The following is a 13,676-nucleotide window of genomic DNA, read 5'->3' as shown; positions in this document are numbered from 1 at the left end:
CTGGACCATGTCTTGGACCGATCGGGACCTTCGGCCCTAGCGTGCTGTGCCATGGCACTGGCAACGCGGACGGACCGACGGCCGTCCATGGCGCGCACGATGTGGGACTCCTCCGTCGGCAAGAAGACCGTGATGGCCGTCAGCGGACTGATCATGCTGCTGTACCTGGTCGCGCACATGATCGGCAATCTCAAGATCTACTTCGGTGCGGGCGAGTTCAACCACTACGCCCACTGGCTGCGCACCGTCGGCGAACCCTTCATGCACTACGAGTGGACCCTCTGGCTCATCCGGATCGTCCTCGTCGTCGCCGTGGTCGCCCACGCCACGTCCGCCTACCAGCTCAGTCGCCGCGACATCAGGGCACGGCCCAGCAAGTACGTGCACAAGAAGCCCCGGGCCGGTTACGCGACCCGCACCATGCGCTGGGGCGGCGTCATCCTCGGCCTGTTCATCGTCTGGCACATCCTCGACCTGACCACCGGCACCGTGCACTCCGGCGGCTTCCAGGAGGGCCGCCCGTACCAGAACGTCGTCGACACCTTCTCCACCTGGTACGGCAACGTCGTCTACATCGTGGCGATGCTGGCGCTCGGCCTGCACATCCGGCACGGCTTCTGGAGCGCCGCGCAGACCCTCGGCGTCGGCAGCCGGAGGCGCGACCGCGCCCTGAAGACCCTCGCGAACGTCCTCGCGCTGCTGCTCACGGCCGGCTTCATCGCCGTACCCGTGGGCGTCATGACCGGAGTGGTGAGCTGACATGACTACCTACGCCGACTACGCGACCGGCGCGCCGGTCACCGACACCAAGGCCCCCGCCGGGCCCATCCACGAACGCTGGGACAAGCGCCGCTTCGAGGCGAAGCTGGTCAACCCCGCCAACCGGCGCAAGCACACGATCATCGTCGTCGGCACCGGTCTGGCCGGCGGCTCCGCGGGCGCCACGCTCGCCGAACAGGGCTACCACGTCGTCCAGTTCTGCTACCAGGACTCTCCGCGCCGCGCCCACTCCATCGCCGCGCAGGGCGGTATCAACGCGGCGAAGAACTACCGCAACGACGGCGACTCCGTCCACCGCCTCTTCTACGACACCGTCAAGGGCGGCGACTTCCGCGCCCGCGAGTCCAACGTCCACCGGCTCGCGCAGATCTCCGTCGAGATCATCGACCAGTGCGTGGCCCAGGGCGTGCCGTTCGCCCGCGAGTACGGCGGCCTGCTCGACACCCGCTCCTTCGGCGGCGTCCAGGTGTCGCGTACGTTCTACGCCCGCGGCCAGACGGGGCAGCAGCTGCTCCTCGGCGCCTACCAGGCCCTCAGCAGGCAGATCGCCGCGGGTAACGTGGAGATGCACCCGCGCACCGAGATGCTCGACCTGATCGTGGTCGACGGGCGGGCGCGCGGGATCGTGGCGCGCGATCTCATCACCGGGAAGATCGACACGTACTTCGCGGACGCCGTCGTCCTCGCCTCCGGCGGCTACGGCAACGTCTTCTACCTGTCGACCAACGCCATGAACTCCAACGCGACCGCCGTCTGGCGGGCGCACCGGCGCGGCGCGTACTTCGCCAACCCCTGCTTCACCCAGATCCACCCGACGTGCATCCCGCGCACCGGCGACCACCAGTCGAAGCTGACGCTGATGAGCGAGTCGCTGCGCAACGACGGCCGGATCTGGGTGCCCAAGGCCCAGGGCGACACCCGCCCGCCCAACGAGATCCCCGAGGACGAGCGCGACTACTACCTGGAGCGCATCTACCCCTCCTTCGGCAACCTCGTGCCCCGGGACATCGCCTCCCGCGCCGCGAAGAACGTCTGCGACGAGGGCAGGGGAGTGGGCCCCGGGGGGCAGGGCGTCTACCTGGACTTCGCCGACGCCATCCGGCGCATGGGCCGCAAGGCGGTCGAGGCCAAGTACGGCAACCTCTTCGACATGTACCAGCGGATCACCGACGAGGATCCGTACGAGGTGCCGATGCGGATCTACCCGGCCGTGCACTACACGATGGGCGGCCTGTGGGTCGACTACGACCTCCAGACCACCGTCCCCGGCCTGTTCGCGATCGGCGAGGCCAACTTCTCCGACCACGGCGCCAACCGGCTGGGCGCCTCCGCGCTGATGCAGGGCCTCGCCGACGGCTACTTCGTGCTGCCGGCCACCATCAACGACTACCTGGCCCGCAACCCGCACCAGGAGCCGGTCACCGGCCGGCACCCCGTCGTGCAGGAGGTGCTGGCCGAGACCGAGGACCGGATCAACCTGCTGCTGGCCGTGGACGGCGACCGTACCCCGGACTCCTTCCACCGTGAACTCGGCGAGCTGATGTGGGAGTTCTGTGGCATGGCCCGCAGCGACGCGGGACTGCGCAAGGCGCTGGAGCGGATCCCGCAGATCCGCGAGGAGTTCTGGCGCCGGATCAAGGTGCCCGGCACCGGCGAGGAGTTCAACCAGTCGCTGGAGAAGGCCAACCGCATCGTCGACTACCTGGAACTCGCCGAGCTGATGTGCCTCGACGCGCTGCACCGCACCGAGTCCTGCGGTGGCCACTTCCGCGAGGAGTCCCAGACCCCGGACGGCGAGGCCGCCCGCAAGGACGACGCGTTCTCGTACGCCGCCGCGTGGGAGTTCACCGGCACCGGCGAGGCGCCCGTCCTGCACAAGGAAAACCTGGTCTTCGAGTACGTCCACCCCACCCAGCGGAGCTACGCATGAAGCTCACCCTGCGCGTCTGGCGGCAGAAGAACGCCGACGCCGAAGGAGCGATGTCCACCTACGAGGTGGACGACATCTCGCCCGACATGTCCTTCCTGGAGATGCTGGACGTCCTCAACGAACAGCTCATCCTCTCCGGCGAGGAGCCCGTCGCCTTCGACCACGACTGCCGCGAGGGCATCTGCGGCGCGTGCAGCCTGGTCATCAACGGCGACGCGCACGGGCCGGAGCGCACCACCACCTGCCAGCTGCACATGCGGTCCTTCCGGGACGGCGACACGATCGACATCGAGCCGTGGCGGGCGTCCGCGTTCCCGGTGATCAAGGACCTGGTGGTGGACCGGTCGGCGTTCGACCGGATCATCCAGGCCGGCGGCTACATCACCGCGCCGACCGGCTCCGCGCCGGAGGCCCACGCCACGCCGGTGCCGAAGGCCGACGCCGACTTCGCGTTCGAGCACGCGGAGTGCATCGGGTGCGGGGCGTGCGTGGCCGCGTGCCCGAACGGCGCGGCGATGCTGTTCACCTCCGCCAAGGTCAACCACCTGAACGTGCTGCCGCAGGGGGCGCCCGAGCGGGAGACGCGGGTGCTGGACATGGTGGCCCAGATGGACGCGGAGGGCTTCGGCGGCTGCACGCTGGCGGGGGAGTGCGCGACCGCCTGCCCCAAGGGAATCCCGCTGGTGTCGATCACCAGCATGAACAAGGAGTGGCTGAGGGCGGCCCGGAAGGCGGGCAAGCGGTAGCGCGCACCACCCGAAGACGTTCGCCGGACGGAGGCGGGCGGGCGGGGCCGGGAGTGGTGCTCCCCGGCCCCGTCTGGTGTCCCGGGCCCCTGTAGTCTCCGCCCATGATCTTCGGGAACAAGGGGAAGCAGCGGTTCCTTGACGCCGCCACGGGTTTCGAGGCCGCTGTGCGCGAGCAGGACGCCGACCGGTCGCAGCAGTACTTCCAGGACATGCACCGGTACTTCGCAGAGGCGGCCGACGCGGAGTTCCACCAGGCCGGGCCACGGCTCGCCGGAATACTCGACGAGGTTCCGCCGGGACCCCGCGCCACCGTCGCCGTGATCGTCGGCGCCTGCGTCGAGCGCGGCGCCGACGCCTCCGCCTGCGGGCCGCACGTCCTCGCGGGGCTCTCCGGGACGCTCGACGGCGCCCGCGCGTTCTGCGAGCGCTGGGCGGCCACCGGCGGCGGCGACTTCCCCGACCCGCAGGCCGACGAGCCGCACGAGGGCCTCTTCGACCGGGTCGGCCCCGAGGCGGCCGTGGCCTGGCTGACCCTGCACCAGTGGGAGATGGCCGCCGTCGCCATGCTCAACCACGCCGCCGTCCGCACCGCCCTCGACGCCGGGACCCGCGCCGGCCTCTTCCAGGCGCTGCGCGCGGTGGAGGAGGCCTCCGGCCACGACTTCAAGTGCCTGGCCTACGCGCTGCTCGTGCTGGACGACGAACCGCTGGTCGTCCTGCACCGCCCCACCGGCACCGGCTACGCGATGCGCATGACCGGCATCGGCGACAACTTCCAGCTGCACACCCTGCTCGCCGACGTCCTCATAGGCGGCGGCCACCTGCCCGGCAGCGCGCCGTCCGCCGAGGAGGCGGCCGTCTGCCGCGACCAGCCCGGCCAGGTCGACACCACCGGCGCCTTCAACCTCGTCACCCCCTCCGGTGACTGGGTGTGGAACGAGGGCACCCCCTCCGACATCCCCGTCGTGGACGGCGTACGGCTGCTCGTCCTGGACCCGCCGCCGTACCAGCGGAGCTGGCCCGCGGGCCGCTTCTTCCCGCACATGACGGGCGACCTGGTCCTGGAGCGGGTGCTCGACGAGGACGAGGCCGGGCGGCTGCTCGCCGGATGCGTCACCAAGGACGGCTGACCAAGGCGTTCACCACCCCCACATCCGCGCTCCTGGCACCGGTCACACGCACGCCAACCGGCATCGGAAGAACAGGAGCGGCGGGCCGTAGCCACCGGGCCCGCCGCCCCTGCCGCCGACCCGGCCCGTGCCCAGGAGAGTGCCATGACCGGCGTGACCACCCTCGACCGTCCCCCGCAGCCCGCGGCGCCCACCCGCTACACCGTCACCCTCGCCCGTGACGAGGCCGACGTGCGTGCCGCGCAGCGGCTGCGGCACGAGGTCTTCGCCGGGGAGATGGGGGCCCTGCTGGCCACCGCCGAGCCGGGGCACGACGTCGACGCCTTCGACGCCTACTGCGACCACCTGCTCGTGCGCGAGGAGGTGACCGGGCAGGTCGTCGGCACCTACCGGCTGCTGCCCCCGGAGCGGGCCGCGGTCGCCGGCCGGCTTTACTCCGAGGGCGAGTTCGACCTGACCGCGCTCGACGCGATCCGACCCGGCCTGGTCGAGGTCGGCCGCTCCTGCGTCCACCCCGGCCACCGCGACGGCACCGTCATCGGCCTGATCTGGGCCGGCATAGCCCGCTACATGACCGACCGGGGCCACGAATGGCTCGCGGGCTGCTGCTCCGTACCGCTCGCCGACGGCGGGGCCCTGGCCACCGGCACCTGGCAGCGGGTGAGCGACAGACACCTGGCGCCCGCGGAGTTCCGGGTCCGGCCGCTGCTGCCGTGGACCCCGAACGCCCAGGCCCCGGCCGCCCGCACGGACCTTCCCGCCCTGTTGCGCGGCTATCTCAGGCTGGGCGCCTGGGTGTGCGGCGAGCCCGCGCACGACCCCGACTTCGGGGTCGCCGACCTGTACGTGCTGCTGTCGATGCGCCGGGTCCACCCGCGCTATCTGCGGCACTTCCTCTCCCTCGTCCCGGCCTGATGAGCGGCTGGCTGCCCACCGCGCCGTGCACCCCGGACGCCTGCGTGGAGCCGGCCCCGGCCGCCGCGGCCCTACCCCGTGCCGTGCTGCGGCTGACCGCGGTCGCGGCCCTGGTGCTGGCCGGGATCGCGCTGTCCCCGCTCGGCGGGAGGATCCCCGCCGAGTGGGTCGGGCGGTGGTGCCGGTGGATCGTCCGGGCCGTCGGGGTGCGGGTGCGGATCACCGGCTCCGTCCCGCCGGCCGGCGGGCTGCTGCTGGTCGCCAACCACGTTTCCTGGCTGGACATCCCGCTGCTCGCCGCCGTACGCCCGGCCCGGATGCTCGCCAAGGCCGAGGTCGGGCAGTGGCCCGTGGCGGGCGCGCTGGCCGCGCGCGGCGGGGCCCTGTTCATCGAGCGGGACCGGCTGCGCGCCCTGCCCGGCACGGTCGCCCGGATCGCCGGCGCCCTGCGTGCGGGCGTGGCCGTGACCGCCTTCCCCGAGGGCAGCACCTGGTGCGGACGCGCCCGCGGCCGGTTCCACCGGGCCGTCTTCCAGGCCGCGCTCGACGCGGGCGTGCCCGTCCAGCCGGTCAGCCTGCGCTACCGCCGGCAGGACGGCGGCCCCGGCACCGCGGCGGCGTTCGTCGGGGAGGACACCCTGCCGGCCTCGCTGTGGCGGGTGGCCCGGGCCCGCGGCCTGGTCGCCGAGGTGGAGGTCCGGCCGGTGCTCCCGCCGGGCGCCCACCCCGACCGGCGTTCCCTCGCCCGGGCCGCTCAGCCGGTGGCCCCGGAGCCGGCCTGGACGCACGCGGTCCTGGTCGCCGCCGGAGAGCGCGCCGCCGTGAACGCGTAGTGCACGACATGAGTGTAGGGAATGTCTGGAATGCGTAGATCTGGCAGGAGAGGGAACTCGGAGGGTGCACATCACTACTCCCTGAGGAGCGTGTGCCCATGTCCACGGGAACGCTTCTGGCGATCATCATTCCGATCGTGGTGGTGATCGCTCTGGCCGCTGTGGCGGTCTCACTGCTGATGCGACGCCGTCACCTCCGTGAGCGCTTCGGCCCGGAGTACGAACGGACGGTCGAGGGATCCGACAGCCGGCTCGCCGCCGAGCGTGAGCTCAGGGAACGCGAGAGGCGACACGACTCGCTGGACATCAAGGAGCTGCCCCCCGTCTCCCGGGACCGCTACACGCGGGAGTGGACCAGCGTCCAGGAGGAGTTCGTCGACCGGCCGGAGGACGCGGTGCACGACGCGGACCGGCTGGTGACCTCCCTCATGCACGAGCGCGGGTATCCGACCGAGGGGTACGAGCAGCAGATGAGGGACCTCTCGGTGGAACACAGCTCCACGCTGGAGCACTACCGGGCCGCGCACGAGGTGGAGGCCCTCTCCACCCGCAAGCAGGCGACGACCGAACAGCTGCGGGGCGCCATGGTGCACTACCGCGCCCTGTTCGACGAGTTGCTCTCCGACGGCGGCGGCCGGGCGCAGCACGCCCGGTCCTGACCGCGATCACCACTCCGTACGGAGGAACGCATGCACAGGAACGAGGACGCGGGCCGCACCACCGGCGATCTGTCGACCGAGGACCTCGCCCAGCCGACGGCCACCGGTGCGGGCGCCGAGACGGAGGAAGCCCCCTCGGGAGCCCCGTTGTACCCGGGTGAGAGCACCGGGACGCCGAGCACCGAGGCGCAGAGCGCGGGCGACACGGCCGTCGGCGGTGAAGCCGATGCCGACGCCGGCGCCGAGGCTTCGGAGACTGCCGGGGCCCCGGCCGCCACGGGTGCTGCGGCCTCGGAGGACGAGGCTCCGCAGCTGCTGACGGACGACGATGAGCGGTCCTTCCGCGACCGCTGGCAGGCGATCCAGAACCGGTTCGTGGACGACCCCCGCGAGGCCGTGCACGACGCCGACGCCCTGGTCGCGGACGTCATGCAGACCCTGGCCTCCACCTTCGCCCAGCACAAGAAGGACCTGGAGAGCCAGTGGGGCGAGGGCGAGAAGGTGGACACGGAGGAACTCCGGGGAGCGCTGCGGCGCTACCGTTCCTTCTTCAACCGCCTGCTGAGCACCTGAGCCCCCGCTCCGCCCCCACGGCGCCCCGCCCGGCTCAGGGCATGACCCGCGCGAGGTAGGGCGCCGTGGCGCTGCCCTCCGCCCCCGCCACCCGCTGCGGCGGGCCGGCCGCGACGATCCGGCCGCCCCGGTCGCCGCCGCCCGGGCCCAGGTCGATCACCCAGTCGGCGCCCGCCACCACCGTCATGTCGTGCTCGACCACCACGACCGTGTGCCCGGCGTCGACCAGCCCGTGCAGCCGCTCCATCAGCACCTCGACATCGGCCGGGTGCAGTCCGGTCGTCGGCTCGTCCAGCAGGTACAGGGTGTGGCCGCGGCGCCCGCGCTGGAGTTCGCTCGCCAGCTTGATCCGCTGCGCCTCCCCGCCGGACAGCTCGGTCGCCGGCTGGCCGAGCCGCAGATAGCCGAGGCCCACGTCGAGCAGGGTGCCCAGGCTGCGGGCGGCGCCCGGGGCGTCCGCGAAGAACTCCGCGGCGGCCTCCACGGTCAGATCCAGCACGTCGGCGATGCTCCGCCCCCGGTACGTCACCTGGAGCGTCTCGGGGTTGTAGCGGGCGCCGCCGCAGTCCGGGCAGGGCGCGTACGTGCTCGGCAGGAACAGCAGCTCCACGCTGACGAACCCCTCGCCCTGGCAGGTCTCGCAGCGCCCTCCCGCCACGTTGAACGAGAACCGCCCGGCCCCGTACCCGCGCGCCCGCGCCTCCTCGGTCCCGGCGAACACCTTCCGTACCACGTCGAACAGGCCCGTGTAGGTGGCCAGGTTGGAGCGCGGGGTGCGCCCGATGGGCCGCTGGTCGACCCGGACCAGCCGCCCCACCCCCGCCACGTCCTCCGTCAACGCGCCGATGAGCGTGGACTTTCCGGAGCCGGAGACACCGGTGACCGCGGTGAACGCGCCGAGCGGGAAGCCGGCCGTCACCGCACGCAGGTTGTGCCGGGTCACCGGACCCACCGTCAGCCAGCCGTGCGGCTCGCGGACTGCGCGCGCCGGCCCGGGGGACTCGTCGAAGAGGAACGCGGCCGTCGCCGACTCCTCGACCGAGGCCAGCTCGGCCGGCGGCCCGCTGTACAGCACCCGGCCGCCGTGCTCGCCCGCGCCGGGGCCCACGTCGACCACCCAGTCGGCGCCGCGCACCACCTCCAGGTGGTGCTCCACCACGAACACGGAGTTCCCGGCCGCCTTGAGCCGCTCCAGCACGGTCAGCAGTGCCTCGGTGTCCGCCGGGTGCAGTCCGGCGGACGGCTCGTCCAGCACGTAGACGACACCGAACAGCCCCGAGCGCAACTGGGTGGCCAGCCGCAGCCGTTGCAGCTCGCCCGCGGACAGGGTCGGGGTGGCCCGGTCCAGGCTGAGGTAGCCGAGGCCCAGCTCGACCACCGGCGCGATCCGGGACTTCAGGTCGGCCGTGAGCACCCTGGCCGTCTCGTCGTCGCCGTCGAGCAGCCCCGCCAGGTCGGTCAGCGGCAGGGCGGCCAGCTCGGCGATGGTCCGGCCGCCGAAGGTCACCGCGAGCGCCTCGGGCCGCAGCCGGCTGCCCCCGCAGGCCGGGCAGGGCGCGCTCGTCAGGAACCGTTCCGCCTTCGCCCGCAGGGTGGGCGACTTGGTGTCGGAGAAGGTCTTCAGCACGTACCGGCGGGCGCTCGTGTACGTGCCCTGGTACGGCCGTTGGATGCGGTCCGCGTCCCGGACCGGGTGCACGGTGACGACCGGCTGCTCGTCGGTGAACAGGATCCACGCGCGCTGCTCGGCGGGCAGCTCGCGCCAGGGCCGGTCCACGTCGTACCCGAGCGTGTCCAGGATGTCCCGCAGGTTCTTGCCCTGCCAGGCGCCCGGCCAGGCCGCGACGGCGCCCTCGCGGACGGACAGCGAGGGGTCCGGGACCAGCAGTTCCTCGGTGGTCTCGTGCACCTGCCCGAGCCCGTGGCACGCGGGGCAGGCGCCGGCCGCCGTGTTCGGCGAGAACGCGTCCGAGTCGAGCCGCCCGGCGCCGGGCGGGTAGGTGCCGGCGCGCGAGAACAGCATGCGCAGCGAGTTGGAGAGGTTAGTGACCGTGCCCACCGAGGAGCGCGAGGTGGGGGCCGCACGGCGCTGCTGCAGCGAGACCGCGGGCGGCAGCCCGGTGATCTCACCGACCTTCGGCGCCCCGACCTGGTGGATCAGCCTGCGCGCGTACGGGGCGACCGACTCGAAGTACCGCCGCTGCGCCTCGGCGTAGACCGTGCCGAACGCCAGCGAGGACTTGCCCGAGCCGGAGACGCCGGTGAACACGGCCAGGACGTCGCGGGGGATGTCCACGTCCACGCCCTTGAGGTTGTGCTCACGGGCGCCGCGGACGCGGACGTACGGGTCGTGGGGGCTGCGCATCGGGGGGATACTCTAACCGCCCCCGTGCGCTACGCCTGCGGAGGGTTGTCCCGGTCCTGCGGCCGGGTGCCGAACTCGTCCCGCAGCTTGTCCTGTCCGGTGTCGACCTGCGACCGGTACTTGTCCCCGGTGCGCTGGTCGACGTAGTCCCCGCCCTTGTCGATGCCCTTGCCGGCCATGCCCTCGTGGCCCTTGAGCATGCCCTTGATCTTGTCCATGAAGGACATGAGCCCTCCTCGTCGCTTTCGGGTTCGCCCTTCCAGGGTCACCGGCCCGGGCCGGTACCGCATCTCGAACGGCCCGGCGGCCCGGTGCTCAGCGGTCCGGCGCGAAGAGCGCGGCGAGCCGCCGGTGGGAGTCCAGCAGGGCCGTACGGTCGTAGGTGCTGGTGGTGACGAGCACCTCCTCGGCGCCGGTCTCCTTCAGCACCGCCTCCAGCTCGTGGGCGACCTGCTCCGCGGTGCCGGCGATGTGCCCGGCGAGAGCGGACTCGTAGAAGTCCCGTTCCCTCGCGCTCATCGCGCGGGCCTCGACCGACTCGGCGGGGGCGAGCGGCGGGAACGTGCCGTGGGTGCGGGAGTACGCCATCGACCAGGCCTCGGGGACCAGCAGCCGGCGCGCCTCGGCACCGGTGCCGGCGACCGCGACCGTGCCGGAGATCACCACGTACGGCTCGGACGCCCAGGGGGAGGGGCGGAACAGCGAGCGGTACTCGTCGATGCCGCGCAGCATCTTCTCGCGTCCGCGCAGGTCACCGATGACCATGGGCAGGCCCGCGCGGGCCGCGATCCGCGCGCCCTCGCCCATGGCCAGCACGAACGGCGGCACCCTGAGGCCCTCCGCGGGGCGGGCGTGCACCCCGGCCGGCGAGCCGCCCGTGAACCAGCCCAGCAGCTCCCCGAGCTGCGCCGCGAAGTCCTCGGCGTCGCCCTTGTCCCGGCCGAGCGCCCTGCGCACCCCGTCCGTGAAGCCCACGGAGCGGCCGAGCCCCATGTCGATCCGCCCCGGGAACAGCGCCTCCAGCACCCCGAACTGCTCTGCCACGACGAGAGGTTGGTGGTTGGGCAGCATGACCCCGCCGGTGCCGACCCGGATGGTGCGGGTGGCCGCGGCGACCGCGGCGGCGAGCACGGTCGGCGCCGAGCCGGCGACCCCCGGCACCCCGTGGTGCTCGGACACCCAGAACCGGTGGTAGCCGAGCGCCTCCGCCTCCCGGGCCAGCGCGACGGTGTCCCGCAGCGCCTCGCCGGGCGGGCGGCCCTCGCGGGTGCGGGAGCGGTCCAGGAGGGAGAACCGGGTCCGGCTGATCACTGTGCTGCTCACGCAGGGTTCAACGCCCTGGCGGGCGCGGGATTCCCGCGGCCACGCGAGGTCAGTGCGCGGGCACGCACGGTGCGGCCGGTGCCACGCGTCAGCGGTGTCGGGCGCAGGTCCAGATCGACGTGTTGCGCATGGAGTCTCCCGGGTGTCGGCCGGCTCGGTCGTACCCCGGTCGCCGCCGGTGGCGCGGAGGTTGCCGGGGCTCGCGGACTGGCTAGGGTGGCCGGTGTGACAGACAGCAGCAAGCGCGCGCTCGCCGTGTTCGACCTCGACAACACGCTGGCCGACACCGCCCACCGCCAGCACTTCCTGGAGAGCCGGCCGCGCGACTGGGACGGGTTCTTCGCGGCCGCCCCCCAGGACCCGCCGCTCGCGGAGGGCGTGGCGCTGGCCGTGGAGAGCGCCGGCGCGTGCGAGGTCGTGTACCTCACCGGCCGCCCCGAGCGGTGCCGCCGGGACACCCTGGACTGGCTCGCGGCCCACGGGCTGCCCGAGGGGCGCGTCTTCATGCGGAGCGACGCCGACCGCAGGCCGGCCCGGTTCACCAAGCTGCAGATCCTGCGCCGGCTCGCCCGGGACCGGGAGGTGCGGGTGCTGGTGGACGACGACGAGCTGGTGTGCGACGACGCCGAGCGCGCCGGGTTCACCGTCGTACGGGCCCGCTGGGCCGCCAAGTCGGCCGCGCTGGAGGAGGCGCAGGAGCGCGAGGGGCGTACCTGAGAAAGCCGTGTCGGCCTGCTCAGTCGCCGTCCTCGATGCGGAAGCCCACCTTCAGGCCCACCTGGTAGTGCTCGACCCGGCCGTTCTCGATCTGGCCGCGGATCTGGGTCACCTCGAACCAGTCCAGGTTGCGCAGGGTCTGGTCGGCTCGGGCGATGCCGTTGCGGATGGCCTGGTCGACACCGTCGTGCGAGGTGCCGACGATCTCGGTGACCCGGTAGGTGTGGTTCGACATGCGGGTGCTCCTCTCGTGTCACGCCGTACTCCACCGTGCCGTATCCGCGCTCCGTCCGCACGGCGTCACCGGTGTACCGCCGGTAGCCCTTGACCTCCGCATTGGTCCATACCAAAATCCAGCACACCCGTACGAGCCCCGCGCTCGTCCCCCCACGTCGGGCCCCCTCCCCTGTCCCAGCACCCCTGCCAGACAGAACAGGACCCCTCGTGAGACGACGTCTGCTCGCCCTCCTCTGCGTCACAGGCTCCCTCGTCAGCGGCTGCGGGATGCTCCCCGGCGACCACGAGCGCACGACCGTCACCGTGTGGCTGATGAAGGACAGCGCCTCACGGGAGTTCCTGCAGCGGTTCACCGAGGACTTCGAACGCACCCACGAAGACCTGCGGTTGGACATCCGCGTCCAGGAGTGGACCGGCATCGTCGAGAAGGTCCGCACCGCGCTGAAGGCGGACTCCGGCGACGGCCCGGACGTCATCGAGGTCGGCAACACCCAGGTGCCGCTGTACGCCGACGGCGGCCGGCTCGCGGATCTCACCCTGGAGTCGATGCGGGACTGGGGCAAGGAGAAGTGGCTGCCCGGCCTCGCCCAGCCCGGCAAGGACGGCAACAAGCAGTACGGCATCCCCTGGTACGCGGCCAACCGCGTCGTCATCTACCGCAAGGACCTGTTCGACCGGGCCGGCGTGACCCGGCCGCCGAAGACCCGCGAGGAATGGCTCGCCGCCACCGAGAAGCTCGACTCCGGTGACACACAGGGCATCTACCTCGCCGGACAGGACTGGTACACGCTCTCCGGCTTCATCTGGGACGAGGGCGGCGACCTCGCCCGGGAGCAGGACCACACGTGGCGGGGCACCCTGGACACCCCGGCCGCGCTGCGCGGCATGGACTTCTACCGCCGGCTCCAGGCGCTCGGCAAGGGGCCCGTGGACGCCGACGAGGAACACCCGCCCCAGGCCGGGGTGTTCGCCGGTGGCAAGGTCGCGCAGATCATCGCCGTACCCGGACTCGCCCAGGCCGTCGTCCGGCAGAACCCGGACCTGAAGGGCAAGCTCGGCTTCTTCCCGGTGCCCGGCAGGACCGCCGCACGGCCCGGCACCGTCTTCACCGGCGGCTCCGACCTGGTCGTCCCGCGCAACACCGACGACCAGTTCGCCGCGACCGCCGTCGTCGGCGCGCTCACCGGCGCCAAGTGGGACACCGAACTCGCCCGCACCATGAACTACGTGCCCAACAAGACCACCCTGGCCGGCGCGGTCGCCGGCGAGGAGGGGGTCGCCGCCATGGCCGCTGGCGCGGCACACGGCCGGGCGACCCCCCACACCCCTCAATGGGCCGACGTGGAGGCCGACAACCCGATCAAGGAGTACATGACGCGGGTGCTGAACGGCGCGGACCCGGCGACCGAGGCCCGCAGCGCCGCACGCGAGATCACCGAGGCGCTCGCCCCGGACGTGGGCTGAC

General features: G+C 72.6%; 14 protein-coding genes. 10 read left to right on the top strand and 4 right to left on the bottom strand.

The features are described from left to right. The first annotated feature begins 87 nt into the window (after positions 1-87). The 8 genes from ACIP4Y_RS33800 to ACIP4Y_RS33765 all read left to right on the top strand — a co-directional run bounded on the left by ACIP4Y_RS33800 (position 88) and on the right by ACIP4Y_RS33765 (position 7,569). Positions 88-759, top strand: a complete 672-nt coding sequence (locus tag ACIP4Y_RS33800) for a succinate dehydrogenase (protein ID WP_401399879.1) — start codon at positions 88-90, stop codon at positions 757-759. A gap of 1 nt (position 760) precedes the next feature. After that, a complete protein-coding gene (locus tag ACIP4Y_RS33795) occupies positions 761-2,710 on the top strand; it encodes a fumarate reductase/succinate dehydrogenase flavoprotein subunit (protein WP_401399720.1) in 1,950 nt (649 codons plus the stop codon). Beyond that, positions 2,707-3,456, top strand: coding sequence for a succinate dehydrogenase/fumarate reductase iron-sulfur subunit (locus ACIP4Y_RS33790; protein WP_401399718.1), 750 nt, complete (start codon positions 2,707-2,709; stop codon positions 3,454-3,456). Before ACIP4Y_RS33795 ends, ACIP4Y_RS33790 begins: the two co-directional genes overlap by 4 nt. Before the next feature lie 104 nt (positions 3,457-3,560). Beyond that, complete coding sequence (locus ACIP4Y_RS33785) at positions 3,561-4,589, top strand: hypothetical protein (RefSeq protein ID WP_401399716.1); 1,029 nt, start codon at positions 3,561-3,563, stop codon at positions 4,587-4,589. A gap of 144 nt (positions 4,590-4,733) precedes the next feature. Beyond that, a complete protein-coding gene (locus ACIP4Y_RS33780; protein WP_401399714.1) occupies positions 4,734-5,504 on the top strand; it encodes a GNAT family N-acetyltransferase in 771 nt (256 codons plus the stop codon). Next, a complete protein-coding gene (locus ACIP4Y_RS33775) occupies positions 5,504-6,337 on the top strand; it encodes a lysophospholipid acyltransferase family protein (RefSeq protein WP_401399712.1) in 834 nt (277 codons plus the stop codon). The genes ACIP4Y_RS33780 and ACIP4Y_RS33775 overlap by 1 nt, the downstream gene beginning before the upstream one ends. 98 nt (positions 6,338-6,435) lie before the next feature. Further along, on the top strand, positions 6,436-6,996 hold the full coding sequence (locus ACIP4Y_RS33770; protein WP_401399710.1) for a hypothetical protein: 561 nt from the start codon (positions 6,436-6,438) through the stop codon (positions 6,994-6,996). Between the two features lie 30 nt (positions 6,997-7,026). Further along, entirely contained in the window at positions 7,027-7,569 is a 543-nt protein-coding gene (locus tag ACIP4Y_RS33765; RefSeq protein WP_401399708.1) for a hypothetical protein, read from the top strand. 34 nt (positions 7,570-7,603) lie between these two features. On the opposite strand, the gene ACIP4Y_RS33760 is transcribed toward ACIP4Y_RS33765, so the two are convergent. The 3 genes from ACIP4Y_RS33760 to ACIP4Y_RS33750 form a co-directional block, all read right to left on the bottom strand. Further along, positions 7,604-9,934: an ATP-binding cassette domain-containing protein gene (locus ACIP4Y_RS33760; protein ID WP_401399706.1), complete on the bottom strand. Its 2,331-nt coding sequence runs from the start codon at positions 9,932-9,934 to the stop codon at positions 7,604-7,606. 29 nt (positions 9,935-9,963) lie between these two features. Continuing rightward, complete coding sequence (locus ACIP4Y_RS33755) at positions 9,964-10,161, bottom strand: antitoxin (RefSeq protein ID WP_358642862.1); 198 nt, start codon at positions 10,159-10,161, stop codon at positions 9,964-9,966. Between the two features lie 88 nt (positions 10,162-10,249). Next, positions 10,250-11,257, bottom strand: coding sequence for an LLM class flavin-dependent oxidoreductase (locus ACIP4Y_RS33750; RefSeq protein WP_401399704.1), 1,008 nt, complete (start codon positions 11,255-11,257; stop codon positions 10,250-10,252). 225 nt (positions 11,258-11,482) lie between these two features. Between ACIP4Y_RS33750 and ACIP4Y_RS33745 the strand changes: the two genes are divergently transcribed. Next, positions 11,483-11,974, top strand: a complete 492-nt coding sequence (locus ACIP4Y_RS33745; protein WP_401399702.1) for a hypothetical protein — start codon at positions 11,483-11,485, stop codon at positions 11,972-11,974. A gap of 19 nt (positions 11,975-11,993) precedes the next feature. Here ACIP4Y_RS33745 and ACIP4Y_RS33740 read toward each other — a convergent pair whose 3' ends face one another. Further along, positions 11,994-12,209, bottom strand: coding sequence for a dodecin (locus ACIP4Y_RS33740; RefSeq protein ID WP_401399700.1), 216 nt, complete (start codon positions 12,207-12,209; stop codon positions 11,994-11,996). A gap of 209 nt (positions 12,210-12,418) precedes the next feature. On the opposite strand from ACIP4Y_RS33740, the gene ACIP4Y_RS33735 reads away from it, so the two are divergent. Further along, on the top strand, positions 12,419-13,675 hold the full coding sequence (locus tag ACIP4Y_RS33735) for an extracellular solute-binding protein (RefSeq protein ID WP_401399699.1): 1,257 nt from the start codon (positions 12,419-12,421) through the stop codon (positions 13,673-13,675). Position 13,676 lies beyond the last annotated feature (1 nt).

The organism is Streptomyces sp. NPDC088810 (genome assembly GCF_044750305.1).
GTDB lineage: Bacteria > Actinomycetota > Actinomycetes > Streptomycetales > Streptomycetaceae > Streptomyces.
This window is presented reverse-complemented; position numbering and strand designations above follow the sequence as displayed.

What these genes read in the sequence shown, in the direction of transcription:
- ACIP4Y_RS33800 (WP_401399879.1), top strand. Translation starts at nt 88, where the DNA reads ATGGCGCGCACGATGTGGGACTCCTCCGTCGGCAAGAAGACCGTGATG.
- ACIP4Y_RS33795 (WP_401399720.1), top strand. Translation starts at nt 761, where the DNA reads ATGACTACCTACGCCGACTACGCGACCGGCGCGCCGGTCACCGACACC.
- ACIP4Y_RS33790 (WP_401399718.1), top strand. Translation starts at nt 2,707, where the DNA reads ATGAAGCTCACCCTGCGCGTCTGGCGGCAGAAGAACGCCGACGCCGAA.
- ACIP4Y_RS33785 (WP_401399716.1), top strand. Translation starts at nt 3,561, where the DNA reads ATGATCTTCGGGAACAAGGGGAAGCAGCGGTTCCTTGACGCCGCCACG.
- ACIP4Y_RS33780 (WP_401399714.1), top strand. Translation starts at nt 4,734, where the DNA reads ATGACCGGCGTGACCACCCTCGACCGTCCCCCGCAGCCCGCGGCGCCC.
- ACIP4Y_RS33775 (WP_401399712.1), top strand. Translation starts at nt 5,504, where the DNA reads ATGAGCGGCTGGCTGCCCACCGCGCCGTGCACCCCGGACGCCTGCGTG.
- ACIP4Y_RS33770 (WP_401399710.1), top strand. Translation starts at nt 6,436, where the DNA reads ATGTCCACGGGAACGCTTCTGGCGATCATCATTCCGATCGTGGTGGTG.
- ACIP4Y_RS33765 (WP_401399708.1), top strand. Translation starts at nt 7,027, where the DNA reads ATGCACAGGAACGAGGACGCGGGCCGCACCACCGGCGATCTGTCGACC.
- ACIP4Y_RS33760 (WP_401399706.1), bottom strand. Translation starts at nt 9,934, where the DNA reads ATGCGCAGCCCCCACGACCCGTACGTCCGCGTCCGCGGCGCCCGTGAG.
- ACIP4Y_RS33755 (WP_358642862.1), bottom strand. Translation starts at nt 10,161, where the DNA reads ATGTCCTTCATGGACAAGATCAAGGGCATGCTCAAGGGCCACGAGGGC.
- ACIP4Y_RS33740 (WP_401399700.1), bottom strand. Translation starts at nt 12,209, where the DNA reads ATGTCGAACCACACCTACCGGGTCACCGAGATCGTCGGCACCTCGCAC.